The sequence below is a fragment of the Nocardioides sp. genome (assembly GCF_029937575.1).
Lineage (GTDB): Bacteria > Actinomycetota > Actinomycetes > Propionibacteriales > Nocardioidaceae > Nocardioides.
In genome coordinates this window covers 38760-63668 of record NZ_JAPYPS010000020.1, presented here as the reverse complement: position 1 = coordinate 63668, position 24909 = coordinate 38760, and the positions used below count along the sequence as shown (strand labels likewise).

General features: G+C 70.9%; 21 protein-coding genes and 2 pseudogenes. 15 read left to right on the top strand and 8 right to left on the bottom strand.

Translation table 11 applies throughout. The features are described 5' to 3' along the window. From Q1K33_RS09420 to Q1K33_RS09400, 5 genes and pseudogenes are all read right to left on the bottom strand, one after another. Positions 1-256: pseudogene (locus Q1K33_RS09420) on the bottom strand (hypothetical protein); the annotation flags it as partial. A gap of 197 nt (positions 257-453) precedes the next feature. Beyond that, a pseudogene (locus tag Q1K33_RS09415) lies at positions 454-936 on the bottom strand (IS481 family transposase); the annotation flags it as partial. A gap of 170 nt (positions 937-1106) precedes the next feature. Beyond that, entirely contained in the window at positions 1107-2363 is a 1257-nt protein-coding gene (locus Q1K33_RS09410; protein ID WP_300403186.1) for a hypothetical protein, read from the bottom strand. Then, positions 2360-2866 (bottom strand): SigE family RNA polymerase sigma factor, encoded by a 507-nt coding sequence (locus tag Q1K33_RS09405; RefSeq protein WP_300403184.1) that lies wholly within the window; start codon positions 2864-2866, stop codon positions 2360-2362. The genes Q1K33_RS09410 and Q1K33_RS09405 overlap by 4 nt, the downstream gene beginning before the upstream one ends. Positions 2867-2936: 70 nt before the next feature. Next, the gene (locus Q1K33_RS09400; RefSeq protein WP_300403182.1) at positions 2937-3614 is read right to left on the bottom strand and encodes a Crp/Fnr family transcriptional regulator; all 678 of its coding nucleotides are present in this window, start codon (positions 3612-3614) and stop codon (positions 2937-2939) included. A 266-nt stretch (positions 3615-3880) separates the two neighbouring features. Here Q1K33_RS09400 and nth point away from each other — a divergent pair, with 266 nt between their 5' ends. The 4 genes from nth to Q1K33_RS09380 are packed head-to-tail and all read left to right on the top strand — an operon-like array spanning position 3881 to position 7159. Continuing rightward, positions 3881-4585: an endonuclease III gene (gene nth, locus Q1K33_RS09395; protein WP_300403181.1), complete on the top strand. Its 705-nt coding sequence runs from the start codon at positions 3881-3883 to the stop codon at positions 4583-4585. Positions 4586-4629: 44 nt separating this feature from the next. Continuing rightward, positions 4630-5211 (top strand): TlpA disulfide reductase family protein, encoded by a 582-nt coding sequence (locus Q1K33_RS09390; RefSeq protein ID WP_300403179.1) that lies wholly within the window; start codon positions 4630-4632, stop codon positions 5209-5211. After that, positions 5208-5960: a CoA pyrophosphatase gene (locus Q1K33_RS09385; protein WP_300403177.1), complete on the top strand. Its 753-nt coding sequence runs from the start codon at positions 5208-5210 to the stop codon at positions 5958-5960. The genes Q1K33_RS09390 and Q1K33_RS09385 overlap by 4 nt, the downstream gene beginning before the upstream one ends. Next, positions 5957-7159 (top strand): MarP family serine protease, encoded by a 1203-nt coding sequence (locus tag Q1K33_RS09380; RefSeq protein ID WP_300403175.1) that lies wholly within the window; start codon positions 5957-5959, stop codon positions 7157-7159. Before Q1K33_RS09385 ends, Q1K33_RS09380 begins: the two co-directional genes overlap by 4 nt. Positions 7160-7182: 23 nt before the next feature. On the opposite strand, the gene Q1K33_RS09375 is transcribed toward Q1K33_RS09380, so the two are convergent. Continuing rightward, positions 7183-7590 (bottom strand): phage holin family protein, encoded by a 408-nt coding sequence (locus Q1K33_RS09375; RefSeq protein WP_300403173.1) that lies wholly within the window; start codon positions 7588-7590, stop codon positions 7183-7185. A 14-nt stretch (positions 7591-7604) separates the two neighbouring features. Next, on the bottom strand, positions 7605-8957 hold the full coding sequence (gene nhaA, locus Q1K33_RS09370; RefSeq protein ID WP_300403171.1) for a Na+/H+ antiporter NhaA: 1353 nt from the start codon (positions 8955-8957) through the stop codon (positions 7605-7607). A 280-nt stretch (positions 8958-9237) separates the two neighbouring features. On the opposite strand from nhaA, the gene Q1K33_RS09365 reads away from it, so the two are divergent. The 6 genes from Q1K33_RS09365 to Q1K33_RS09340 are packed head-to-tail and all read left to right on the top strand — an operon-like array spanning position 9238 to position 18574. Then, positions 9238-10740, top strand: coding sequence for an MFS transporter (locus Q1K33_RS09365; protein WP_300403169.1), 1503 nt, complete (start codon positions 9238-9240; stop codon positions 10738-10740). An 18-nt stretch (positions 10741-10758) separates the two neighbouring features. Continuing rightward, on the top strand, positions 10759-12846 hold the full coding sequence (locus Q1K33_RS09360) for a molybdopterin oxidoreductase family protein (protein ID WP_300403167.1): 2088 nt from the start codon (positions 10759-10761) through the stop codon (positions 12844-12846). Next, complete coding sequence (locus Q1K33_RS09355) at positions 12843-14417, top strand: FAD-dependent oxidoreductase (protein ID WP_300403165.1); 1575 nt, start codon at positions 12843-12845, stop codon at positions 14415-14417. The genes Q1K33_RS09360 and Q1K33_RS09355 overlap by 4 nt, the downstream gene beginning before the upstream one ends. Continuing rightward, positions 14414-17032, top strand: coding sequence for a nitrite reductase large subunit NirB (nirB, locus tag Q1K33_RS09350; RefSeq protein WP_300403163.1), 2619 nt, complete (start codon positions 14414-14416; stop codon positions 17030-17032). Before Q1K33_RS09355 ends, nirB begins: the two co-directional genes overlap by 4 nt. Continuing rightward, positions 17029-17469, top strand: coding sequence for a nitrite reductase small subunit NirD (gene nirD, locus Q1K33_RS09345; RefSeq protein ID WP_300403161.1), 441 nt, complete (start codon positions 17029-17031; stop codon positions 17467-17469). Before nirB ends, nirD begins: the two co-directional genes overlap by 4 nt. After that, a complete protein-coding gene (locus Q1K33_RS09340) occupies positions 17453-18574 on the top strand; it encodes a uroporphyrinogen-III synthase (RefSeq protein ID WP_300403159.1) in 1122 nt (373 codons plus the stop codon). Before nirD ends, Q1K33_RS09340 begins: the two co-directional genes overlap by 17 nt. 40 nt (positions 18575-18614) lie before the next feature. Here Q1K33_RS09340 and Q1K33_RS09335 read toward each other — a convergent pair whose 3' ends face one another. Next, positions 18615-19094 carry an Lrp/AsnC family transcriptional regulator gene (locus tag Q1K33_RS09335; protein ID WP_300403157.1) on the bottom strand — a complete coding sequence of 160 codons (480 nt, stop codon included), beginning with the start codon at positions 19092-19094 and terminating at the stop codon, positions 18615-18617. Positions 19095-19284: 190 nt separating this feature from the next. On the opposite strand from Q1K33_RS09335, the gene Q1K33_RS09330 reads away from it, so the two are divergent. Genes Q1K33_RS09330 through Q1K33_RS09310 form a run of 5 tightly spaced genes read left to right on the top strand, consistent with a single transcriptional unit; the run spans position 19285 to position 24795 of the window. Next, complete coding sequence (locus Q1K33_RS09330) at positions 19285-20478, top strand: spermidine/putrescine ABC transporter substrate-binding protein (protein WP_300403155.1); 1194 nt, start codon at positions 19285-19287, stop codon at positions 20476-20478. Continuing rightward, complete coding sequence (locus tag Q1K33_RS09325; RefSeq protein ID WP_300403153.1) at positions 20462-21631, top strand: ABC transporter ATP-binding protein; 1170 nt, start codon at positions 20462-20464, stop codon at positions 21629-21631. Before Q1K33_RS09330 ends, Q1K33_RS09325 begins: the two co-directional genes overlap by 17 nt. After that, entirely contained in the window at positions 21624-22484 is an 861-nt protein-coding gene (locus Q1K33_RS09320) for an ABC transporter permease (protein WP_300403151.1), read from the top strand. Before Q1K33_RS09325 ends, Q1K33_RS09320 begins: the two co-directional genes overlap by 8 nt. Then, positions 22481-23404, top strand: coding sequence for an ABC transporter permease (locus Q1K33_RS09315; protein ID WP_300403149.1), 924 nt, complete (start codon positions 22481-22483; stop codon positions 23402-23404). The genes Q1K33_RS09320 and Q1K33_RS09315 overlap by 4 nt, the downstream gene beginning before the upstream one ends. Further along, positions 23401-24795 (top strand): FAD-dependent oxidoreductase, encoded by a 1395-nt coding sequence (locus Q1K33_RS09310; protein ID WP_300403147.1) that lies wholly within the window; start codon positions 23401-23403, stop codon positions 24793-24795. The genes Q1K33_RS09315 and Q1K33_RS09310 overlap by 4 nt, the downstream gene beginning before the upstream one ends. Positions 24796-24909 lie beyond the last annotated feature (114 nt).

Sequence of the window (24909 nt, the reverse complement as noted above, 5' to 3'; positions counted from 1 at the left end):
CATCGGATGACATGCCCAGCGTCGCGGCGAGGTCGTAGACGTCGAACTCGGAGACCAGCGGGCACCCGACGCCACCGAGGAGGACGCCGTTGTCGCCGAAGGTCTGCTCGGTCACGACGCCGGTGCCGTCGTCGAGCACGACCCGGTGCGCTGCGGCCCAGGCGACCACTGACTGCAGCTCGGCGACCTCGGCCGCGGCGCGCGCGTCCTGGGCGTCGCGGACCGCGGCGATCGCGGTCGGGGTGGTCTGCGGCATGCCGCAATCCTACTCCCTGCGACCGACAATCGCTAGTGTGTTCGATAAATCTGTGGACACTCAGGATCTTCCCGTGTGATGTCTCAGGACATCGGTGACAGTTCTGCATCAGGACTTCGGTGATGCTTGGTGTCTCAAGACATCGGTGACGTTCCATGCTCGGGCGGTGGCGGGCTTGTGCGTGGGCGGTTGCTGACGATGAAGCACTTGCGCCCTCCGGTCAGGACGTACTCGGTGGCGTCGAGCTGCCAGCACGCGTTCGGTTCGGGGTAGACGAACCTGCGCCATGCCGAGCGGGGCTTCTTCTGCGCTCGAGCCTGGCGACACCTGCTTGGCGGAAGATCCGAGCCAGCGACGTGATCGAGGGCACCCCCTCGAGGCCCATGGCGTGCATCTTGTCGTGAACACTGATCGGCCCGTGGTCCAGCCCCGAGGCCCTCCAACGCTGCGTGGACCCTGACGGCCTGCGCCGCGATCTCCTCGCTCAGCCTCGTCGGGCTAGAGCTCGGCCGCCTGGACCTGGGCTCCAGCACCGACGCTGGCTCATCGAACTTGGCGCGCTTGCGTGGCTCGTAGAACGACTTGCGTGAGATCTCGTGCTCGGCGCAGAACGTCGAGACCGCACCACGCGGGGCGTCCTCGGACCAGTTCGCGAGCGCGAGACGGACACGAGGATCTATGGATTGATTGACTGCCACCGCCCGAGACTCAGGGCAGAAGTGTCACCACCACGAACCCTTGCAGTGTTACCGATGTCCTGATCCAGAACCGTCACCGAAGTCTTGCGACCTAACAGCAGAGGGCGAGCAGCGTGTCGTGATGTTTCAGGGCATCCGGGACGTGGATCCGGTCAAGCTCGGCGCCGGCGCATCCACCAACCCAGCCCGGCCACCACCACGAGGCCCCCCGCGCCGCCGATCGCCAGCATCGCGGCGGAGGACGAGGAGTCCTCGTCGACCACCCACGCCTGCGCCGGTCGCTCGATGCCGGGTCGATCGGCAGCCACCAGGTCCGCGGCGACGGTCACCCCCTGTCCGCGGACCTCGCCCACCCGGTACGACGTGGTGTCCTCGGGGTCGGAGAGGTCGAGGACGTCCAGGTGGCCGACGCCGGAGGCGGGCGTGTCGACGGTCAGCACGAGCGCTTGTCGTGCGTCCACCCACCCCAGGTCGCTGACGAACGAGCGGTCGTCGAGGGTCGCGATCGCCTCGACGACCTCGCCGTCCACGAGCCGACGGTGGCGGGTGGTGAAGGTGTCGTCGCGATCGCGCTGGATCGTCTCGACCAGCACCCCGTCGGCGACGGTCGAGATCGAGGGATACCAGCCGGTCTCACGTACCTCGTTGCTGAGGAGCTCGCCGTCCCAGACGCGCAGGGCCTTGAGGGTGGCGATGGAGACGACGCCGGAGTCGTCGACGGCGTACAGGATGTTGTCATCGCCGGGGCGCGGGACCGGCTCCGAGACGACCTGTCCCGGCGCGATGCGCCCCGCCCCGATGCCCTCCCACACCAGCCATCGACCGTCCGGTGACCAGGTGAAGTCGTAGACGTAGGGCGACGTCCCTGTCTCGATCGCGACCTCCCGCACTTCTCCCGAGTCGAGGTCGGCGATGCGCACCCCGAAGGGCGTGCCCTTGGCGGACGAGGCGCTCTCGCTCCAGCCCCAGGCCAGCTGTCGGCCGTCGGGGGAGAGCGACAGCATGTGGAGAGGCCGCGAGAAACCCGGCAGGTCGAGCAGGTGGTAGCCGCCGCGGTCGTCGATCACGACGGGCTCCTCGTCGTCGGTGAGCTGACTGACGGCGCTGCGACCGACGGCCAGGTCGCTGGAGGCCGGCCCCAGGTCGGCATCGCTCGGGATGCCGTAGACGACACTGGGTACGCCGACCGGCCCCTGCCCGTCGGCCGGGAGGGGCCCTGCGTCCTCCCGCGCAGCGGCCGACGTCACGATCCCCGCGATCAGCGCGACCGCCGCAACGCTCGAGACCACCGCGAGCCCGAGGTCGCGCCGCCGGGCACGCCGGGCTCGCTGGTAGGTGTCGGGCGCGACCGTGAAGACGGGGGCCAGGTCGCCGGCCTGCTTGAGCTCCTCGCTGAGTCGTCCGGTCATGCTGAGCCTCCTTCGGCCTCGGCTCCCACGAACTCGGCGAGCTCGGGGGCCAGGGTGCGGAGCCGGGCCCGGGCCTGGCGCGAGATGGACTTGACCGAGCCGGCCGTGATCCCGAGCTGGGCCGCAGCCTCGACCTCGGTGAGGTCCTCGACGTAGCGCAGCACCAGGACCGTGCGCTGACGCGCGGTCAGTCGACCCAGTGCGTCGATCATCGCCAGCCGCAGCTCGGTGTCCGGCAGCGACTGCGCCTCGTCGTACCCGCCGAGCGCGGTCTCCCTGAGCCGTCGACGGCGCCACCAGGAGATGTTCTGCGTGTAGAGGATCCGACGCACGTAGGGCTCGGGGTCGCCCTCGATCCGGTGCCAGGCCTTGGCCGCCTTGAACAGCGCGGTCTGCAGGAGGTCTTCGGCGTGGTGGACGTCGCCGGTCAGCAGGTATGCGGTGCGTGACAGCGCCGGCGACCTGGCCGCGACGAACGCCGCGAAGTCGTCTTCGTCCCTCATGGGTGAACCCCCTCTCACCCCCTACGACGCACGCGGGGAGGTGTTCGGGGGTCAGCCGGGCGAGAAAATCTCAGCGAGCGCGCTTGGAGAGCCGCTCGACGTCCATGATCACGACCGAGCGGGGCTCCAGGCGCAGCCAGCCGCGCGAGGCGAAGTCGGCCAGGGCCTTGTTGACCGTCTCGCGGGAGGCGCCGACCAGCTGGGCGAGCTCCTCCTGGGTGAGGTCGTGGTGCACGTGGACGCCGTCGTCGGCGGTGCGGCCGAAACGGTCGGCCAGGTCGAGCAGTGCCTTGGCCACCCGACCGGGGACGTCGGAGAACACCAGGTCGGCCACGACGTCGTTGGCCTTGCGCAGTCGCGCCGCGAGCTGGTTGAGCAGCCCGCGGGCCACGACCGGACGGCCCTCGAGCCAGCGCAGCAGGTCCTCGTGGGACAGGGAGGCGAACGCGGCGTCGGTCACGGCGGTCACCGTCGCCGAGCGCGGGCCGGGGTCGAAGAGCGAGAGCTCGCCGAACATCTGCCCGGGGCCCTGGATGGCGAGGAGGTTCTCCCGGCCGTCGGGGGACGTGCGCCCGAGCTTCACCTTGCCCTCGAGGATCACGTAGAGCTTGTCGCCGGAGTCGCCCTCGCGGAAGAGCACGTCACCGCGCCGCAACCGGGTCTCGGACATCGAGGCTCGCAGCGCCGTGGCCGCTTCGTCGTCGAGCGCACTGAACAGCGGTGCTTGACGGAGTACGTCGTTGTCCACGGAGGACCTCCCGGGTGAGCCAAGTGGTGGGCCGGTGTGCAGGTGTGTGCTGGTAGCGCAGGACGAGAGGTGCCACGCGCACACCTCATGCTGCCCTGATCCTAGGGGGTGGCCGATGTCACAGGGCAACCCGAGGTGCCTCACGGTCTCACGGCCTCGTCCGGGGCGCCTGCCCGCCGCTCGTGGGCCGCTTGCCGCAGGCAGCGTCGAGACCCGCCACCCGGGCACGTCGGCCGCTCGTCGGTGCATCGCCGTAGGCTGTCCCGGTGCTGCCCGACGAGTCCCGTACCAGCCTGGTGCGCCGCGCTCGCAGGATCAACCGGGTGCTGGCCGAGACCTACCCGGACGCCGGCTGCGAGCTGGACTTCGACGATCCGTTCCAGCTCCTCGTCGTGACGGTGCTCAGCGCGCAGACCACCGACCGACGTGTCAACGCCGTGCGACCCGTCCTCTTCGCCGCCTACCCGGACCCCGCGGCCATGGCGGCAGCCGAGCGCGAGGACCTCGAGACGATCATCGGTCCGCTCGGCTTCTTCCGCGCCAAGACCGAGTCCCTGCTCAAGCTCAGCGCCGCACTGGTGGCCGACCACGACGGTCAGGTGCCCGGGCGGCTCGACGACCTCGTCAAGCTCCCCGGCGTCGGGCGCAAGACCGCCAACGTGGTGCTCGGCAACGCCTTCGACGTGCCCGGCATCACCGTCGACACCCACTTCGGTCGCCTCGTGCGCCGCTTCGGCTGGACCGACGAGACCGACCCGGTCAAGACCGAGCACGCGATCGGGGCGCTCTTCGAGAAGCGCGACTGGACCATGCTGTCGCACCACGTCATCTGGCACGGTCGGCGCCGCTGTCACGCGAAGAAGCCGGCCTGCGGCGCGTGTCCCCTCGCGCGCTGGTGCCCGTCGTACGGCGAGGGGCCGACCGACCCGGTCGCCGCGGCCGCCCTCGTCAAGACCCAGGGCCCGGCATGAGGCCGGGGTCGCGCACCAGAGGCGGCGGCGGGCGACGCGGGGTCGTGGCGGCGGCTGTCGTCGTCGCGGCACTACTCCTCGCCGGGTGCAGCGACGCCATCAGCGCCCCGGGCGCCACGAACGTCGAGGTCGACACCCCTGCGCTGCGGGAGATGAAGGTGGAGGCCGGCATCGAGGACTGCCGGCCCGGCAGTGGAGCCGGGGAGCTCCCGGACCTCACCCTGCCGTGTCTGGGTGGCGGCCCGGACGTGGCGCTGGACAGCCTCGACGGCCCGCTCATCATCAACCTGTGGTTCTCGGGCTGCGGTCCGTGTCGCGACGAGATGCCGGCTCTGCAGTCCTTCTATGCCGCGTACGGCGACCAGGTCGGCGTCCTGGGCATCGACGTCGAGAACTACCCCGAGGCGGCGATCTCCTTCGCCGGCATGGTCGGGGCCACCTACCCCCAGCTCGCCGACCCGGGCGGCGAGATCTTCGACCAGCCCGACCTCCGGGTCGGTCAGGGCTTCCCGCAGTTCATCGTGATCGACGCCGACGGCCGGGTCGTGCACCAGGCAGCCGGGGGGCTGGACACCGAGGCCGAGGTCGTCGCGATGGCCGAGGAGCACCTGGGGGTCACCCTGTGAGCACGTCGCCAGGCACGTCTTCGGAGGCCTCGAAGTCGTCACAGGCGCAGCTGCCCGAGTGGCTCAGGCCGGTCGCTGCGGCTGCCGACGACATCACTGTCCACGACCTCACCCGCTTCCGCGTCCCCGAGGGCGCCGACGCGAGCCCCTCGGCGGTGCTGATGCTCTTCGGCGAGGGCGACGACGGACCCGACCTGCTGCTGACCGAGCGCTCCCACACGATGCGTTCCCACCCCGGCCAGGTCTCCTTCCCGGGCGGGCGCGTCGAGGCGGGCGAGAGCCTCGTCGAGACGGCGCTGCGCGAGGCGCAGGAGGAGATCGGCCTGGACCCGACGGGCGTCGAGGTCTTCGCCGAGCTGCCCGAGCTGTGGCTGCCGCCGAGCAACTTCGCCGTCGTCCCGATCCTCGCCTGGTGGCGCGAGCCCGGGCCGATCTGGGTGGAGTCGCCCGACGAGGTCCACGCCATCCACCGGGTGCCGCTCAGCGAGCTGGCCGACCCCGCCCACCGGATCGTGGTGACCGGACCGTCGGGCTGGCGCTCGCCCGGATTCCTGATCGGCGACGACAACGACGTCATCCTGTGGGGCTTCACGGGCGGGGTCGTGGCGCGACTCTTCGAGTTCGTCGGCTGGCTCGAGGACCTGCCCGACGCGCCGGAGCGGGAGATCCCCTCCTACATGCTGGGTGGCCGTCCCTCCGATGCCCAGCGCATCGAGCCCAACACCGACTTCGAGGAGCGCCGCCGATGAACCTCCTCGACATCCTCCTGCTCCTGCTCGTCCTGGCCTACGCCCTCTCCGGCTACTGGCAGGGCTTCGTCACCGGTGCCTTCGCCACCTCCGGGCTGCTCCTCGGCGGACTGAGCGGCGTCCTGCTGGCGCCCAAGATCCTCGGCGACGCCGACCCGTCGCTCGGTGTCTCGCTCGGTGCGCTGTTCATCGTGATCGTGCTCGCCTCGGTCGGCCAGGCGCTGATGCAGTACGTCGGCTCGCGGATCCGCGACAAGATCACCTGGCAGCCGGCCCGCGCCCTCGACGCGATCGGCGGCGCCCTGCTCAGCTCCTTGGCCGTCCTCGTGGTGGCGTGGGCCCTCGGCGTCGCGATCTCCGGCTCCCGGATCGGCGCGCTGACCCCGCTCGTGCGCGACTCAGCCGTGCTGCGCGCCGTCAACGGTGCCCTGCCCGCCACCGCGGCCAGCACCCTGCAGGACTTCAACAACGTCGTCGGCACCGGCTTCTTCCCGCGCTACCTCGAGCCCTTCGCCCCCGAGGACATCGTCGAGGTCAGCCCCGGTGCCCGCCGGCTGCTCACCGACCCCGACATCCGCAACGCCCAAGCGAGCGTGCTCAAGATCCGCGGCAACAACGCCTGCGGGCGCGGGGTCGAGGGGACCGGCTTCCTCTACGCGCCCGACCGCCTGATGACCAACGCCCACGTCGTCGCCGGAGTCGACGAGCCCGACATCCTCCTGGGTGAGACCACCGTGCGTGGCACGGTCGTCTACTTCAACCCCGACCTCGACATCGCCGTGCTCGCCTTCGAGAGCGGCGAGACCCCCGCGCTCGAGTTCGTCGCCGGCGATGACGAGGAGCAGCAGTTCGTCGTCGACGCCGACGACGGCGTCGCCATCCTGGGCTACCCCCAGGACGGGCCGTACGACGTGCAGCGCGGCCGGGTGCGTACCGAGACCCAGCTGAAGTCGCCCAACATCTACGGTGACGGCACCGTCCTGCGCAGCGTCTACTCGTTGCGCGGCCTCATCCGTCCGGGCAACTCGGGCGGCCCGATCGTGACCACCCAGGGTGACGTGGCCGGGGTCATCTTCGCGGCGTCGGTCACTGACAGCGACACCGGCTACGCGCTGACCTGGGAGCAGGTCTCCGACGCAGCCGCCGACGGCACGGCGAGCTCGCAGCAGGTCTCCACCCAGGACTGCGCGGCGGGCTGATCGGCTGGATCCGCCCGCGCGGGTCAGTCCTTGCCGCTGCCCTTGAGCGCCGAAGGGATCTGCTTGCCCTGCTCGATGGCCTGCTCGGGCGGGCCGGCCTGCTTGACCTGCTTGATGCCGAGGAAGCCCAGCAGCCCAGCCAGCGCCAGGTAGAGCCCGAAGACGATCAGGAACGCCCAGTGCAGCGCGAGACCGTCGCCGTTCCAGTTGATGAAGTAGGCCAGCGCCACCGAGAGCATGATGATGGCCAGCACCACGATGAACGCCGCGGCGGCGAAGAAGACCACGCCGGTCACACCGAACTTGATGCTGAGCTTGAGCTCGGACTTGGCGAGCTGGATCTCCTTGCTGATCAGCGTGGAGATGTCGCGACTGGCGTCGTTGACGAGGCGGCCGATGGTGGGCTCGTCCTCGGTCTTCTCGGGTGCCATGCGGACGACCCTACCTATGATCGCCCGGTCGTGGGACCGGAGGTGCCGCTGCCGTCCTCGCGGGAGGGGGCGTCGTCGTAGACGTCGGGGACGCCGTCCTGGTCGGCGTCGACCTGCTCGAGCTCGTGGAGGCGCTTGTAGACCCGGTTGCGCACCCGCAGGATCACGGTCGCCAGCAGTGCCGCGACGAGCGAGCCGACCAGCACCCCGACCTTGACCTCGGCCTCCAGGGTCTCGTCGGTGCCGAAGGCGAGCTCGCCGATGAGCAGGGAGACGGTGAAGCCGATCCCGGCGAGCATGGACATGCCGATGACGTCGACCCAGGACAGGTCGTCGTCCAGGTCGGCCTTGGTGAAACGCTGGAGCAGCCAGGTGGAGCCGGCGATGCCGATCGTCTTGCCGATGATCAGGCCGGCGACGATCCCGAGGGCGACCTTGCTGCCCAGGGAGTCGAAGAGCCCACTGAAGCCGCCCACGGTGACGCCGGCGGCGAAGAAGGCGAAGACGGGCACGGCGAACCCGGCCGAGATCGGGCGGATCAGGTGCTCCAGGTGCTCGGCCAGGCCGGGTCCGGCCTCCGGCCCGCCGGCGGCCTCGCTGCGCAGGACAGGCACGGTGAAGGCGAGCAGCACCCCGGCGACGGTCGCGTGGACGCCCGACTCGTGCACCAGCACCCAGGCCACCAGGGCGAGGGGGATGAGCAGCCAGGGCGACCGGATCCGCTTCTGCACGAGGAAGCCGAACGCGGCGATCGGGAGCACCGCGAGCAGGAGGTAGAGCGGGGACAGCTCGTCGGTGTAGAAGATCGCGATGATCGTGATGGCCAGCAGGTCGTCGACGACTGCCAGGGTGAGCAGGAAGGTGCGCAGGCCGCTGGGGAGGTGGCTGCTGATCACCGCGAGGATCGCGACCGCGAAGGCGATGTCGGTCGCGGTCGGGATCGCCCAGCCGCGCAGGTTGTCCGTCCCGAGGTTGACCAGCACGAAGACCAGGGCCGGGACCGCCATGCCGCCGGCCGCGGCGACCACGGGCAGGGCGGCACGCCGGGGGTCCCGCAGGTCGCCGGCCACGAACTCGCGCTTGAGCTCGAGCCCGGCGACGAAGAAGAAGATCGCCAGCAGGCCGTCGGCCGCCCACGTGCCGAGGCTGAGGTCGAGGTGGATCGCGGACGGCCCGACGGTGAGCTCGCGCAGGTCGGCGTACGCGTCCGACCACGGGCTGTTGGCCCACACCAGCGCCGCGACCGCGCCCGCGATCAGCAGGATGCCGCCGGTGGTCTCGGCCCGAAGGATCTCGGCGGTCCGCGAGTGCTCGAGGAAGCTGCCTCGCGAGAAGAGGCGAACGGGCCGCTGGGGCGTCTGGGTCACTTAGAGGTCCTCAAGGTGTCGATCCACGAACGCGCATGCGCACAACTGAACGGGAGTCGCCATCGACTTCCGCTGCCGACCAGACTTCCCGGCTCACCGTCACCCACTCTACCGACCGGCACCGACTCATCGGTGCGGGAGCCGTGTCCGCCGTGAGGCCGTGAGGTCCGTGAGGTCGTGAGGTGACGGTGACACAACGTTCTCGGCTGGCCCCCCGGGCCCGAAACCTGCGCGGCCTTGACTACTGGCTATTCCCGATCCGTCGAACCAGGAGCGACTCATGACCGTGACCAGCGAACCGACCACCACGTCGGCCACCCAGCAGCGATCGGCCCGCGGCCGGTACTGGATCGACGACTGGCGTCCCGAGGAGGAGGACTTCTGGGAGAACGGCGGCAAGCAGGTCGCCCGCCGCAACCTCGTCTGGTCGATCTTCGCCGAGCACCTCGGCTTCTCCGTCTGGCTGATCTGGAGCGTGAGCTCGGCCTTCCTCGTCGCCCAGGGCTTCGCCTTCTCCGCCCAGCAGCTCTTCGTCCTGGTGGCCATCCCCAACCTCGTCGGGGCGCTGCTGCGCCTTCCCTACACGTTCGCGGTGCCGAAGTTCGGCGGGCGCAACTGGACGATGATCAGCGCGGCGATGCTCCTGGTGCCGACGCTGACCTTCGCCTGGGCCGTGCAGAACCCGAACACGCCGTACTGGGCGTTCTGCCTGATCGCGGCGACGGCCGGCTTCGGCGGCGGCAACTTCGCCTCCTCGATGGCCAACATCAACTTCTTCTACCCGGCCGCCAAGAAGGGCGCCGCCCTCGGGCTCAACGCCGCCGGAGGCAACCTGGGCGTCTCGATCATCCAGCTGCTGCTGCCCGTGATGGTCGGCGGCGCCGGCATCTTCGGTCTGGTCAAGGCCCGCGGCTCCGGGATCAACCTGGAGATCGCCGCCTACGTGTACGCCGCCCTCGCCGTGATCGCGACCCTGGCCGCCGCGCGCTACATGAACAACCTCACCTCGGCGGTCTCCAAGCCCCGCGAGCAGCTGCAGATCGTCAAGAAGCCGCACACCTGGATCATGGCGTTCCTCTACATCGGCACCTTCGGCTCGTTCATCGGCTACTCGGCCGCGATGCCGCTGCTGATCAAGCTCAACTTCTGGGTCCCGGAGCCGGCCCCTCTCGGCACCGGCGTCTTCTTCGCCTACTACGCCTTCCTCGGTGCCGGGATCGGCTCGGCGACCCGGCCCTTCGGCGGCTGGCTGGCCGACCGGTTCGGCGGCGCCCGGATCACGCTGTATTCGTTCGTCGCGATGATCGTCTTCACCCTCGCCGTCCTGTGGACGCTGACCCAGCTGACCCCGAACCCGACCGCCGACCCGACGATCGCCCTCGACAACAAGTCGTGGTTCCCCTGGTTCCTCGGCTTCTTCCTGTGCGTCTTCGCCGCCACCGGCATCGGCAACGGGTCGGCGTACAAGATGATCCCCGCGATCTGGCGCAACGAGGCCGAGGTGACCACCGCAGCGGGCACGCCGGAGCGCACCCGGGCCATCGGCGTCGCGACCAAGGAGGCGTCGGCGGCCCTGGGCGTCGTCGGAGCGTGCGGCGCCCTCGGCGGATTCCTGATCCCCCTGGCCTTCGCCTCGCCGTGGGTCGACAACCCGCTGTCGGCCACCAAGGGAGCGTTCCTCGTCTTCACGCTCTACTACGTGGTCTGCGCGGTCGTGTGCTTCTCGGTCTACCTGAAGAAGAGCAGCAGCCGGGCGAGCAGCCTTGCCGCTGTGCGGATCTGAGAGGCGCGTCAGCCCCGGATGACCGACACCCACTGTCCCTACTGCAGCCTCCAGTGCGGCATGACCCTCGCCCCTCGCCGGGCGCGGGGTGGCGCCGTGCTGGAGGTGCGGGCGCGCCCCGACTTCCCGGTCAACGAGGGCGCCCTGTGCCGCAAGGGCTGGACCGCCGGCGGGCTGCGGGGGCACCGGGAGCGACTCACCACCCCCCTGGTGCGCGACCGGACGACCGGTGAGCTCTCCGCCGTGGGCTGGGACGAGGCGCTCGACCTGGTCGCCGAGCGGATCACCGAGCTGCGCACCGCCTCCGGGGACGACAGCGTCGCCGTCTTCGGAGGCGGTGGGCTGACCAACGAGAAGGCCTACCTCCTCGGCAAGTTCGCCCGCGTCGCGCTCGGCACCAGCCAGATCGACTACAACGGCCGGTGGTGCATGAGCTCGGCCGCCTCGGCCGGCAACCAGGCCTTCGGCGTCGACCGCGGACTGCCGTTCCCGCTCTCCGACGTCGAGCAGGCCGACGTCGTGGTGCTCGTCGGCTCCAACCTGGCCGAGACGATGCCGCCCGCGGCGCGTCACCTGGACCGTCTGCGCGAGCGCGGCGGGCGGCTGGTCGTCATCGACCCTCGCCTGACCACCACCGGCGAGCGCGCCGACCACCTGCTCCAGCCGGTGCCCGGCACCGACCTGCCGGTGGCGCTCGGCCTCCTGCACCTGCTCGACGCCGCCGGCGCGCTCGACGAGGACTACCTCGCCGAGCGGACCACCGGCTTCGACGACGTACGGCGTTCGGTGGCGGGCTGGTGGCCCGAGCGGGTCGAGCGGGTCAGCGGGATCGCGGCCGACGACCTGCGTGAGGTCGCCGCCCTGCTGGCCGGCTCCGAGCGGGTGATGGTGCTGACCGCCCGCGGCGCCGAGCAGCACAGCCAGGGCACCGCGACGGTGCTCGCCTGGATCAACCTCGCACTGGGCCTGGGCATGTGCGGCAAGCCGTTCGCCGGCTACGGCTGCCTGACCGGCCAGGGCAACGGCCAGGGCGGACGCGAGCACGGGCAGAAGTCCGACCAGCTGCCCGGCTACCGGATGATCGACGACCCGGCGGCGCGCGCCCACGTGGCCGGCGTGTGGGGCGTCGACCCGGACTCGCTGCCCGGCCCCGGCCGCTCGGCGTACGAGCTCCTCGACGCGCTCGGCGCAGACGGAGGACCCCGTGCCCTGCTCGTGCACGGCAGCAACATCGTGGTCTCCGCGCCCAACGCCACCCAGGTCACCGACCGGCTCGAGGCCCTCGACCTGTTGGTCGTCGCCGACATCGTGATGTCGGAGACCGCTGCCCTGGCCGACGTGGTCCTGCCGGTCACCCAGTGGGCCGAGGAGAGCGGCACGATGACCAACCTCGAGGGTCGCGTCATCCTGCGCGAGCAGGCCGTGGCTCCGCCCGAGGGCGTGCGCAGCGACCTCGACGTCATCGCCGGGCTGGCCTCCCGGCTCGGGTGCGAGGCCTCCTTCCCGCTCGACCCCGAGGAGGCCTTCGCCGAGCTGGCCCTGGCCTCGGCCGGCGGTCGCGCCGACTACGCCGGCATCACCTACGACCGGATCCGCGCCGAGCAGGGTGTGTTCTGGCCGTGCCCCGACGCGGCGCACCCCGGGACGCCGCGGCTCTTCGCCGACGCGTTCGCCACCGCCGACGGACGGGCGCGCGCCCTCGTGGTCGACCACGCCGGAGCGGCCGAGCAGCCCGACGCGGACTACCCCGTCCACCTCACGACAGGTCGGGTGCTGGCGCAGTACCAGTCCGGGGCCCAGACCCGTCGGATCACCGACCTCGTCGACGAGGGCATCTTCGTCGAGCTGCACCCGATGCTCGCCGGCAGGATCGGGGCACGCGACGGGGACCAGGTCGAGGTCAGCACCCGCCGCGGTGCCCTCAAGGCGCCCGCCAGGGTCGTCTCGACCATCCGGCCCGACACGATCTTCGTGCCCTTCCACTGGGTCGGAGCCAACCGGCTCACCAACGACGCACTCGACCCGATGAGCCGGATGCCGGAGTTCAAGGTCTGCGCGGCAGCGATCAGGCACGTCGCGTCGGCCCAGCGGGTGGGGGCCTCGTGAGCGGGAGCACCGCCGGCCCGGGCAAGGTCGTGGTCGTCGGCTCCGGGATGGCCGCCAACCGGCTCGTCGAGTCCCTGGTGTCCCGCGGCGTCGACGACATCACCGTGCTCGGCGGGGAGCGCCACGCGCCGTACAACCGGATCCTGCTCTCGGCCGTGCTCGAGGGCACCCACTCGGTCGACGCGATCACGCTGCGCACGCCCCAGTGGTACGCCGAGCGCGGCGTCGACCTGCGCCTGGACGCCCGAGTCGACCGGCTCGACGTCGAGGACCGGGCAGTCGTGCTCGTCGACGGCACCGTCGTGCCCTACGACACCCTCGTGCTGGCGACCGGCTCCCTGCCCACGCTGCCGCCGATCCGCGGACTCGTCCGGCTCGACGGGCGCCTGCACGACCGGCTGCACTCCTTCCGCCACCTCGACGACTGCCTGCGGCTCTCCGCCGACGTCGCCGGTCGCCTGGCACGCGCCGAGGCGACCGGAGGCGACGTCCGCGCGGTCGTCGTCGGCGGAGGGCTCCTGGGCCTGCAGGTCGCCCGCGCACTCAGCATCCGCGGCGTGCTGACCGAGGTCGTCGAGGGCAGCGAGCACCTCCTGCGCAGCCACGTCGGCGCGCCTGCGGGCAAGATCCTCGCCCGCAACCTCAAGCGGCTCGACACCCCCGTCTACACCGGCGCGCGCGCCGTGACGTTCACCGACGGGGCTGGTGGGGCGGGGCCGGACGGCCCCTCCGACCGGCGCTGCGGCCTCAAGCTCGACAACGGCCACACCCTCGAGACCGACCTCGTCGTGATCACGGCCGGGGTGCGCCCCTCGGTCGCCCTCGCTCGCCGCGCCGGGCTCGACGTACGGCGAGGTCTCGTCGTCGATGACACCCTCACCACCAGCGATCCCGCGGTCCGCGCCATCGGCGACTGTGCCGAGCACGACGGCCGTACGTCGGGCTTCGTGCCGTCGGCGTGGGAGCAGGCCGAGCTCCTCGCGGCCCGTCTGGCCGGCGAGGACGTCCGCTACGACGGCAGCCGTGTGGTCGCCCGGTTGCGCGCCACCGACCTCGACGTCGCGGTCCTCGGCGAGCCCGAGCGCGAGGTCACGGCGGGTGGGGAGGTCGTCGAGATCGCCAACCCGATCGCCGGCACCCACCGCCGTCTCGTCGTGCGCGACCACCGGATCGTGGCCGCCACCATGGTCGGCGACCTGTCCCGGATCGGCCTGATCACCCAGCTCTTCGACCGCCGTACGGTCCTGGCGCCCCACGAGCCGGGCGACCTGCTCCTGGGCGACGCACCCGTGCGTCCGGTCGTGCTGACCGACGAGGCCGAGGTCTGTGCCTGCGCCGGCGTCACCGCCGGCCGGATCCGCGCCTGCTCCTCGCTCGAGACCGTCCGCGAGACCACTCGGGCGACGACCGGCTGCGGCGGCTGCGCGCCCACGGTCCGCCAGCTGCTCGCCCAGCGCAGCACCCCCGGCTCCACCAGCACCACAGCACCCACGGCAAGCGCCCGGCAAAGCCCCGAACAGATCCCCGAAAGCCCCGAAAGCCCCGAAAGTACCGAAGGGAACCTCCGATGATGGCCCATCTTCGTCACCGTCTCGTGGTCGTCGGCCATGGCATGGTCGGCCACCGCTTCGTCCAGGCCGCGATCGAGCGCGGCCTCACCGAGACCCACGACATCGTGGTGATCGGTGAGGAGAACCGGGCGGCCTACGACCGCGTGGCGCTCACGTCGTACTTCGAGGTGGGTGCCGACGCGCTGTCCCTGCTGCCGCTGGGGGCCTACGACGACCCGCGGGTCCAGCTGCGCCTGGGTGCGGAGGTCGTCGCGATCGACCCGACTGGCTCGGCCGCCCCGGACACCGCCGGGGCCGGGTCGCTGACGCTCGCCGACGGCGAGGTCCTGACCTACGACCAGCTCGTGCTGGCGACCGGCGCCGCACCGTTCGTGCCGCCGATCGAGGGCCGCGACCTGCCGGGCTGCTTCGTCTACCGCACCATCGAGGACCTCGAGGCGATCCGCGAGGCCGCGTCCGGCGCGCGCGTGGGCGCCGTCATCGGCGGGGGACTGCTGGGTCTGGAGGCCGCAAAGGCGCTGAGCGACCTCGGACTGGAGACGCACGTCGTGGAGATGGCGCCGCGCCTGATGGCGGTGCAGGTCGACGACGCCGGTGGCGCCACGCTGCGCCGCCACATCGAGGAGCTCGGCCTGAGCGTGCACACCGGGGCGATGACCACCTCCGTGCTCGGCGACGACAGGGTCACCGGTCTCGGGCTCAAGGACGCCGACGCGATCGACGCCGACGTCGTGGTCTTCTCCGCCGGCATCCGACCCCGCGACGGCCTGGCGCGCGCCGCGGGCCTGGACCTCGCCGAGCGCGGCGGGATCCTGGTCGACGAGCAGGGCCGCTCCACCAGCCACCCGACGGTGTGGGCGATCGGCGAGTGCGCCGCGCCCGGCGGGAGGATGTACGGCCTGGTCGCTCCCGGCTACACGATGGCCGAGGTCGCCGTCGACGCGCTGCTCGGCGGTCCCGGTGCCTTCACCGGCGCCGACATGTCGACCAAGCTCAAGCTGATGGGCGTCGACGTCGCCTCCTTCGGTGACGCCTTCGCCACGACGCCCGACGCGCTCGAGCTGGTCTTCTCCGACGCCGTCGCGGGGATCTACAAGAAGCTCGTCGTCAGCGAGGACGGGACTCGCCTGCTCGGCGGCATCCTCGTCGGCGACGCGACGTCGTACGGCCTGCTGCGTCCGATGGTCGCGACCGACACCAACCCCGGCATCCCGCTCCCCGAGAACCCCGAGGAGCTCATCCTCCCCGCGTCCCGCGGCGGCGGCAGCGGGGGAGTGGTGCTGCCGGACGAGGCCCAGGTCTGCTCGTGCAACGACGTCACCAAGGGACAGATCACCGAGGCCGTCGCCGACGGCGGCACCTGCGACAGCCCGAGCTGTGTCACCGCGTGCACGGCGGCCGGCTCGACGTGTGGCTCGTGCAAGCCGCTGGTGAAGTCGATCGTGGAGGACTACTTCACCGCGCAGGGCAAGACCGTCGACCGGTCCCTGTGCGAGCACTTCGCACTGACCCGCCAGGAGCTGTACGACGTGGTCGCGGTCCACGAGCACACGTCGTTCGACCAGATCGTGACCCGCCACGGTCGCGGTCGCGGCTGCGACATCTGCAAGCCGGTGGTCGCCTCGATCCTGGCCACCCAGCTCAACGGTCACGTCCTCGAGGGCGCCACCCGCACGCTGCAGGACACCAACGACGCCTACCTGGCCAACATCCAGCGCAACGGCACCTACTCGGTCGTGCCGCGGATCCCCGGTGGCGAGATCACGCCCGAGAAGCTGATCGTGATCGGTGAGGTGGCCCGCGACTTCGGGCTCTACACCAAGATCACCGGCGGTCAGCGGATCGACCTCTTCGGCGCCCGGATGGAGGAGCTGCCGGCGATCTGGCGTCGCCTCGTCGACGCCGGCTTCGAGTCCGGCCACGCCTACGGCAAGTCGCTGCGCACGGTGAAGTCGTGCGTCGGCTCGACCTGGTGCCGCTACGGCGTGCAGGACTCGGTGCAGCTGGCGATCGACCTCGAGCTGCGCTACCGGGGCCTGCGCTCGCCGCACAAGCTCAAGGGCGGGGTCAGCGGGTGTGCGCGGGAGTGCGCCGAGGCGCGGGGCAAGGACTTCGGCGTCATCGCGACCGAGAAGGGCTGGAACCTCTACGTCGGCGGCAACGGCGGGGCCACCCCCGTGCACGCCCGGCTGCTGGCCGGCGACCTCGACACCGAGACGCTGGTCCGCTACCTCGACCGGTTCCTCATGTACTACGTGCGCACGGCCGACCGCCTGCAGCGCACCGCCCCGTGGGTCGACAGCCTCGACGGCGGCCTGGAGCGGGTGCGTGAGGTCGTGGTCGAGGACTCGCTCGGCCTCGGCGCCGAGCTGGAGGCCGCGATGGCCCGCCACGTCGGCGGCTACTTCGACGAGTGGAAGGAGACGCTCGACGACCCCGAGAAGCTCGCCCGGTTCGTCTCCTTCGTCAACGCGCCCGACGTGCCCGACCCGCACATCTCCTTCCGCGAGGAGCGCGGCCAGTCGGTGCCCGCCGACTCCGCGGGCCCGGTCTCGCTGGGCACGACCATTCCGGTGGGCCCGGCGGGCCCCGTCGGCTCGGTGGGTGCCTCGTGAGCGTCGAGACCGATCCGACCCAGGCATCGACCGACGGTGCGGGCACCCCTGCCACTGCCGGCACCCCCGTGTGCCGCCTCGACGACATCGAGGTCGAGGGCGGTGTCGTCGCGCTCGTGGGTGGCGAGGCAGTGGCCGTCTTCCGGACCTACACCGACGAGGTCTACGCGCTGGCCAACTACGACCCGATCGGCCGGGCCTCGGTGCTGAGCCGTGGGATCGTCGGGACCCGGACCGCCGACGACGTCGATGTGCCCTTCGTCGCATCGCCCCTGCACAAACAGGCCTACGATCTGCGGACCGGTCGTTGCCTGGACAAGGGAGTCGATGCAGCAGTCCAGGTGCCGACGTACGCCGTGACCGTCGGCGCCGACCGCACCGTGTGGGTCGGTGCCCAGCAGTCCCGAGACGAGGAGCCGCATGAACCCGATTCCTGATCCGCCCCTCGCGGGGTTCCGGGTCGGGGTGACGGCGGCACGCAAGGTGGAGGAGCAGGTCGGGCTGCTCGAGCGACGCGGGGCGGAGGTCGTCTGGGCGCCCGCCCTGTCGCTGGAGGACAACCACGTCGAGGAGGCGCACCTGCGCAGCGCCACCGACGACGTGCTGAGCCGCCCGATCGACCTGTTCCTGGCGACGACCGGGATCGGGCTGCGCGCGTGGTTCGCCGCAGCCGACCGGTGGGGGCTCAAGGACCAGCTGCTCGCCCGGCTGGGTGAGGCCGAGATCCTGGCTCGCGGACCGAAGAGCGTCGGCGCGCTGCGCGCCCACGGGTTGCGCGAGCTGTGGGCGCCGGCCTCCGAGGAGTTCGAGGACGTGCTGGAGCACCTGCGCGGCCGCGGCCTCGACGGCCAGCGGATCGTCGTGCAGGAGCACGGCCAGTCGCTCTCGATGGTCGCCCACGCCCTGCGGCGCCGCGGCGCCGACGTGACCTCGGTGGCGGTCTACCGGGTCGTGGCCGCCGAGGACCCGGAGCCGATGTTCCACCTGATCGACCAGATCGCCGACCGCGAGGTGCACGCGGTCACCTTCACCGCAGCCCCGGCGGTCGCGGCCCTGATGGAGGCGGCCGGCTCGACCGGACGCCGCGAGGACGTCGTCAGCGCCTTCCAGGCCGACGTCCTCGCCTCCTGCGTCGGGCCCGTCACCGCAGCAGCCTTCGAGCTGTGGGGAGTGCCGTCGATCTTCCCGGAGCGTTCCCGGCTCGCGGCGATGATCAAGCAGCTCGAGGTCGAGCTGCCCTCGCGCTCGGCCGGTACCTCGATCGAGATCGTCGGCCGGACCCTGCTCCTGCACGGCGACGACGTCCTGCTCGACGGCCTCGAGGTCAAGCTCTCACCCGCCCCCCTGGCGGTGCTGCACGCCCTGCTGGTCAACCCCGGTCACGTGGTCTCCCGCGGGGACCTGCTCGCCCACCTGCCGTCCGGCACGGCCGGCTCGGAGCACGCCGTCGAGATGGCCGTGGCGCGGCTGCGCTCGGCGATCGGCACGCGGTCGGTGCAGACCGTCGTCAAGCGCGGCTACCGGCTGGCGGTCAGCGGCTGAGCCGCGACCACCGCAGGACGCGTCCGCCGGCGCGGCCGCGTCACCGCACGCCCCACGAGTAGGTCTGCTTGCGCAGCTGCAGATACATGAACGTCTCGGTCGCCACGACGCCCGGGATCGTGCGGATCCGCGAGGAGAGCACCTCGAGCAGGTGGTCGTCGCTCTCGCAGACGACCTCGACGAGCAGGTCGTAGGCCCCGGCGGTCACGACCACGTAGTCGACCTCGGCGATCTCGGCGACGGCGTCGGCGACGGTCTCGAGCGGACCGGTGACCTTCAGCCCGACCATCGCCTGGCGCGCGAAGCCCAGCTGGAGCGGGTCGGTCACGGCCACGACCTGCATCACCCCTGCCTCGGTGAGCTTCTGCACCCGCTGGCGCACGGCGGCCTCGGACAGGCCCACGACCTTGCCGATGGCGGCGTACGAGCGTCGTCCGTCGTGCTGGAGCTCCTCGATGATCGCCTTGGACACGTCGTCGAGCAGGGCGGATGGCACAGCCGGGGAATGCTTGGGGCTCATGGCGGCAAACTACGACACCTGGCCCGTGGGTGCCTGATCCGGCCGTCCACATGTCGGCTCGTCGCCGCTGGCGACGTCAAACAACTGATTTCGTTGCCAGAGTGTTTCGTCTCGACTAGATCCCTTGTCGACTGCCGGTCTGCATGACACGATCCCGAGACTGGCCCCGGTCCGCGGAGGAGGTGGTCGCATGTCGTCAGTCGTGGGGAGTGGTCGCGGCGCGGTGACGCGCAGGCGACTCCTGCAGACAGGCGGCGGACTCGCCGTGGCCGGCATCGGGGCCGGCGCCCTCAAGCTGCCCTTCTTCGACGCCCCGGGCGCGCAGCAGGATCCGGCCTCGTGCGTGGCGGGCGACGTCTCGTCGAGCGACTCCTCGCTGATCATCTCCAACTGGACCGGCTACATCGACCCGCGCAAGAAGGAGAAGGGGACCTTCCAGCAGTTCGAGGACAGTCGCCAGATCACGGTGTCCTACACCGACGACGTCAACGACAACGCCGAGTTCTACGCCAAGGTGCGCAACCAGCTGGGCGCCTGCGAGCCGATCGACCGGGACCTGATCGTGCTCACCGACTGGATGGCGGCGCGGATGATCTCCCTCGGCTGGATCCAGCCGTTGGACAAGGCGAAGGTGCCCAACCTGCACGCCAACCTGATCGCGCCGTTGCGTGGGCGTCAGTGGGACGCAGACCTGAGCTACCACGCGCCGTGGCAGAGCGGGCTGACCGGCATCGCCTACAACGCCGCCCAGGTGGGCGAGGTGCGCTCCTTCGACGAGCTGCTCCACCGGGCCGACCTCAAGGGCCGGGTGACGCTGCTCTCGGAGATGCGCGACACGATGGCCTTCGTCCTCAAGGTGCAGGGCGCCGATCCCGACGACTTCACCCCCGAGGAGTGGGAGAACGCCATCGAGGAGCTCCGCAAGGTGGTCTCCGACGGTCAGATCCGCTCCTTCGTCGGCAACGACTACCTCAACGACCTCGCCGCCGGCAACGTCGTGGCGTGCGAGGCGTGGTCCGGAGACGTCATCCAGGCGACCTTCGAGAACCCCGACATCAAGTGGGTCGTGCCGGAGGAGGGCCTGGCGCTGTGGAGCGACAACATGCTGGTCCCCAACCTGGCCACCCACCAGGCCAACGCCGAGGCCTGGATCGACTACTACTACGAGCCCGAGGTGGCCGCGAAGCTCGCCGCGTGGGTCAACTACATCTGCCCCGTCGACGGCGCTCGCCAGGCGATGGAGAAGGTCGACGCCTCGCTGGTCGACAACCCGCTGATCTTCCCCGACGAGCAGGTGCTCGCCGAGACGTTCGACTTCATGCCGCTTGACGACCGGCAGTCGCAGGAGTACGAGAGGGAGTGGGCCAATGTCACAGGCGGCTGAGATCGATCCGGCAGCGCAGCTGGACGCGGCGTACGACGGCCTCCGGCTCGCGGGGCTCACCAAGTCGTTCGCGGCCTTCACGGCGGTCGACGACCTCGACCTCGACGTGCCCCGTGGGTCGTTCTTCGCCCTGCTCGGTCCGTCGGGCTGCGGCAAGACCACCACGCTGCGGATGGTGGCCGGCCTCGACAGCCCCACGTCCGGCACGATCACGCTGGCGGGCCAGGACATCACCCGCTCGAAGCCCTACCAGCGGCCGGTCAACACGGTCTTCCAGAGCTACGCGCTCTTCCCGCACCTCGACATCTTCGAGAACGTCGCCTTCGGGCTGCGCCGCCGCAAGCAGCGCGACGTCGAGACCCAGGTGGCCGACATGCTGGACCTCGTCGAGCTCGGCAGCCAGGCCCGCAAGCGACCCGCCCAGCTTTCCGGGGGCCAGCAGCAGCGGGTCGCCCTGGCCCGGGCGCTGATCAACAAGCCCGAGGTGCTGCTGCTCGACGAGCCCCTCGGAGCGCTGGACCTCAAGCTGCGCCGCTCCATGCAGATCGAGCTCAAGCGGATCCAGACCGAGGTCGGTCTCACCTTCATCCACGTCACCCACGACCAGGAGGAGGCCATGACGATGGCCGACACGGTCGCGGTGATGAACAAGGGCCTCATCGAGCAGATGGGCGCCCCGGCCGAGCTCTACGAGAACCCGCGCAGCACCTTCGTCGCCAACTTCCTGGGCCAGTCCAACCTCATCGCCGGCACGATCACCTCCCGCGCCTCCGACGTCGTGACCGTCGACATGCACGGGATCACCGTGTCGGTGCCGACGGGTCGCACGCACACCGACGGCGACGCCGGGTGGGTCGGCATCCGTCCGGAGAAGGTCCTCATCGGCGAGCCGGGTGAGGAGCTGGACGCCCCCGGCAACACCATCCCGGGCGGCGTCGTCACCGACGTCAGCTTCGTCGGGGTCAGCACGCAGTACCTCGTCCGGATGCCGTGGGGCCAGGAGCTCCAGGTCTTCCAGCAGAACACCGGCCGGGTCCGGATGTTCCGGGTGGGTGAGTCGGTCGAGCTGTCCTGGCGACCGGAGTACGCCTTCGTCCTCGACCAGTCGCAGGACGCCAGTGCCGGTGCCCAGCAGGTCGGTGTCGATGGCTGAGACGACCCGGCGCAAGGGCCGCGTCGGATACCTGTTGATCCTTCCGGGCGGGCTGTGGCTCCTGCTCTTCTTCGCCTTCCCCTTCTACTCCCTGGTCGCGACCAGCCTCTACGACCCGTCCGGCTCGGACTTCCGCGGCTACGAGATGTCCTACGCGTTCGGCAACTACGTCGACGTGATCCGGGACTACTGGCAGCCGATGCTGCGCTCCTTGCTGTACGGCGCCACCGCGACGTTCTTCTGCCTCGTGCTCGGCTACGTCCTGGCCTACGCGATCGCCTTCAAGTCGGGGCGCTGGAAGGTGCTGCTCCTGGTCCTGGTGATCGCCCCGTTCTTCACCAGCTTCCTGATCCGCACCCTGTCGTGGAAGCTGCTGCTCGCCGACGACGGGTTCGTCGTCGACACGTTGCAGTTCGTGCACATCCTCGGCGCGGACGACCGACTGCTCGCGACCCCGTTCGCGGTCGTGGCCGGACTGACGTACAACTTCCTGCCGTTCATGGTGCTGCCGCTCTTCGCCAGCCTCGACAAGATCGACTACCGCCTGATCGAGGCCTCCGGCGACCTCTACGCCAACCCGGTGCGCGCCTTCTTCAAGGTGACCTGGCCGCTGTCCCTGCCCGGCGTCGTGTCGGGCACGCTGCTGACCTTCATCCCGGCCGTGGGCGACTTCATCAACGCCGAGATCCTCGGGAACACCAACACCCGGATGATCGGCAACGTCATCCAGAGCCTGTTCACCGACGCCAACGACTACCCCGCCGCCGGGGCGCTGTCGGTGATCCTGATGCTGATGATCCTGGCGATGGTGATCGTCTACGTCCGTCGCGCCGGGACCGAGGAGCTGTTGTGACCGACCTCCAGGACCCCCAGCCCGGAGCGAGGGCGCGCCCGGTCGCCCAGGGCGGTGCCCCTCGCCCACCGCGACCCACGCCTACCCCGACGCCGGCGCGAGCACCGCGGGGCGACCTCGTGGGCTGGCTCAAGGACCACCTGGTCCTGATCCTCGGCCTGCTCGTCCTCGCCTACACGTTCGTGCCCATCGCCGTCGTGGTCCTGATGAGCTTCAACCAGCCGCTGAGCGAGCAGTCGAAGATCTACCAGTTCCAGGGCTTCACCCTCGACAACTGGCTGAATCCCTGCGAGGACCCGAGCATGTGCGAGGCGCTCGGGCGCAGCATCGAGATCGGGCTGCTCGCGACCCTGGTCGCCACCGTCCTCGGCACCCTGGCCGCCTTCGCGATGGTGCGCCACGAGTTCGTCGGGCGCTCGACCAGCAACCTGCTCATCTTCCTGCCGATGGCCGCGCCGGAGATCGTGCTCGGCTCGTCGCTGCTCGCGATGTTCGTGGCCTCCGGTCTCGCCGGCCAGCTGGGCTTCTGGACGATCCTCGTCGCCCACATCATGTTCTGCCTGTCCTTCGTCGTCGTCACGGTCCGAGCCCGCCTGGCCGGCATGGACGACAACCTCGAGCAGGCCGCGATGGACCTCTACGCCACCCCCGCCCAGACCTTCTGGCGGATCACCTTCCCGCTGGTCTTCCCGGGGATCCTGGGTGCCGCGCTCCTGAGCTTCTCGCTGTCCTTCGACGACTTCATCATCACCAACCTCAACTCCGGGAACACCACGACCTTCCCGATGTACGTCTACGGCGTGAGCAGGCGCACCGTGCCGATGCAGATCAACGTCATCGGGACCGTGATGATCGTGGTCTCGATCGCCATCGTCGTGGCCGGCGAGCTGAACAACCGCCGGCGGCGTGTGTCGCTGTGAGTGCCGCTGGGGCGCTCGCGGGGGCGCGCCGAGGCGTCTACTGGCTCGACGACCCCGCCCGACCCGACGTGCTGCCACCGCTGGTCGGTCGGGCCGCGGCGGACCTCGTCGTCGTGGGCGGGGGCTACTCGAGGCTGTGGACGGCCCTGCGAGCCGTCGAGCGCGACCCGGGCCGCTCGGTGGCCGTCCTGGAGGCCGGGGCGTGCGGCTACGAGGCGAGCGGTCGCAACGGCGGCTTCGCCGCAGCCTCCCTCACGCACGGCTTCTTCAACGGCCTCGAGCGCTGGCCTGACGAGCTGTCTCGCCTCGACGCGATGGGGGCGCAGAACCTCCGCGAGATCGGGGAGACCATCGCCCGTCACGGCATCGACTGTCACTGGGAGGAGACCGGTGAGCTGGCCGTGGCCGCCGCGCCGCACCAGGCCGCCGAGCTCGCGGAGGCGTGCGACCTGATGCGCGAGCACGGCCACGACGTCGAGCTCCTGGATGCCGCAGGCGTGCGCGCCCGCGTCGACTCCCCGACGTACGTCGCCGGGCTGCTGGACCGCACCGGCACCGCGATGGTCGAGCCAGCACGGCTGGCGTGGGGTCTGCGTCAGGCCTGTCTCGACCTCGGGGTGGTGATCCACGAGGGAAGTCCCGTGCGGTCGGTGGAGCCCGACGGGTGGGGCGTGGTCGCGCGCACCGCGCGTGGCGAGGTGCGGGCCAGGCGGGTGGCGCTGGCGACCAACGCGTTCCCGCCGCTGCTGCGTCGACTGCGGCTGATGACGGTCCCGGTCTACGACCACGTGCTGATGACCGAGCCGCTCTCGGCCGAGCAGCGGGCCGCCATCGGCTGGGCCGGGCGGGAGGGTGTCGGGGACAGCGCCAACCTGTTCCACTACTTCCGGCTGACCCGCGACCACCGGATCCTGTGGGGCGGCTACGACGCGGTCTACCACTACGGCTCCCGGATCGACCGCGGCCTCGAGCAGTCCGACCGCACCCACGGGCTGCTGGCCGCGCACTTCTTCGAGACGTTCCCCCAGCTCGAGGGGGTGCGGTTCACGCACCGGTGGGGCGGGGTGATCGACACCTGCAGCCGTTTCGCGGCCTTCTTCGGGACGGCGTACGCCGGGCGCGCGGCGTACGCCCTGGGCTACACGGGGCTCGGGGTGGCGGCCACGCGCTTCGGCGCCGACGTGATGCTCGACCTCCTCGACGGGGTGGCGTCGGAGCGCGCCGAGCTGGAGATGGTGCGCACCAAGCCGTTGCCGTTCCCGCCCGAGCCGCTGCGCGCGCTGGGCATCAACGCGACCCGCTGGTCCCTGGAGCGCGCCGACCGCTCCGGGGGTCATCGCAACCTGTGGCTGCGGGGGCTGGACCGGGTGGGATTGGGCTTCGACTCGTGATCGTTCTTCGGGGGCTGTCCTTCGGAGTTGGTCCTGGTGGGGTGTTCGGGGTTGGTGTGGCGCCCGGGGCGTCGTCGACCGGGTCTCGCGGTCGACTGAACGGCGCGCTCAACG

Excerpts from the sequence above, each read along its gene's own strand:
- Q1K33_RS09365 (WP_300403169.1), top strand. The coding sequence starts at position 9,238 with ATGACCGTGACCAGCGAACCGACCACCACGTCGGCCACCCAGCAGCGA.
- Q1K33_RS09330 (WP_300403155.1), top strand. The coding sequence starts at position 19,285 with ATGTCGTCAGTCGTGGGGAGTGGTCGCGGCGCGGTGACGCGCAGGCGA.
- Q1K33_RS09325 (WP_300403153.1), top strand. The coding sequence starts at position 20,462 with ATGTCACAGGCGGCTGAGATCGATCCGGCAGCGCAGCTGGACGCGGCG.
- Q1K33_RS09380 (WP_300403175.1), top strand. The coding sequence starts at position 5,957 with ATGAACCTCCTCGACATCCTCCTGCTCCTGCTCGTCCTGGCCTACGCC.
- nirB (WP_300403163.1), top strand. The coding sequence starts at position 14,414 with ATGATGGCCCATCTTCGTCACCGTCTCGTGGTCGTCGGCCATGGCATG.
- Q1K33_RS09360 (WP_300403167.1), top strand. The coding sequence starts at position 10,759 with ATGACCGACACCCACTGTCCCTACTGCAGCCTCCAGTGCGGCATGACC.
- Q1K33_RS09375 (WP_300403173.1), bottom strand. The coding sequence starts at position 7,590 with ATGGCACCCGAGAAGACCGAGGACGAGCCCACCATCGGCCGCCTCGTC.
- Q1K33_RS09340 (WP_300403159.1), top strand. The coding sequence starts at position 17,453 with ATGAACCCGATTCCTGATCCGCCCCTCGCGGGGTTCCGGGTCGGGGTG.
- Q1K33_RS09405 (WP_300403184.1), bottom strand. The coding sequence starts at position 2,866 with ATGAGGGACGAAGACGACTTCGCGGCGTTCGTCGCGGCCAGGTCGCCG.
- Q1K33_RS09320 (WP_300403151.1), top strand. The coding sequence starts at position 21,624 with ATGGCTGAGACGACCCGGCGCAAGGGCCGCGTCGGATACCTGTTGATC.
- Q1K33_RS09410 (WP_300403186.1), bottom strand. The coding sequence starts at position 2,363 with ATGACCGGACGACTCAGCGAGGAGCTCAAGCAGGCCGGCGACCTGGCC.
- Q1K33_RS09335 (WP_300403157.1), bottom strand. The coding sequence starts at position 19,094 with ATGAGCCCCAAGCATTCCCCGGCTGTGCCATCCGCCCTGCTCGACGAC.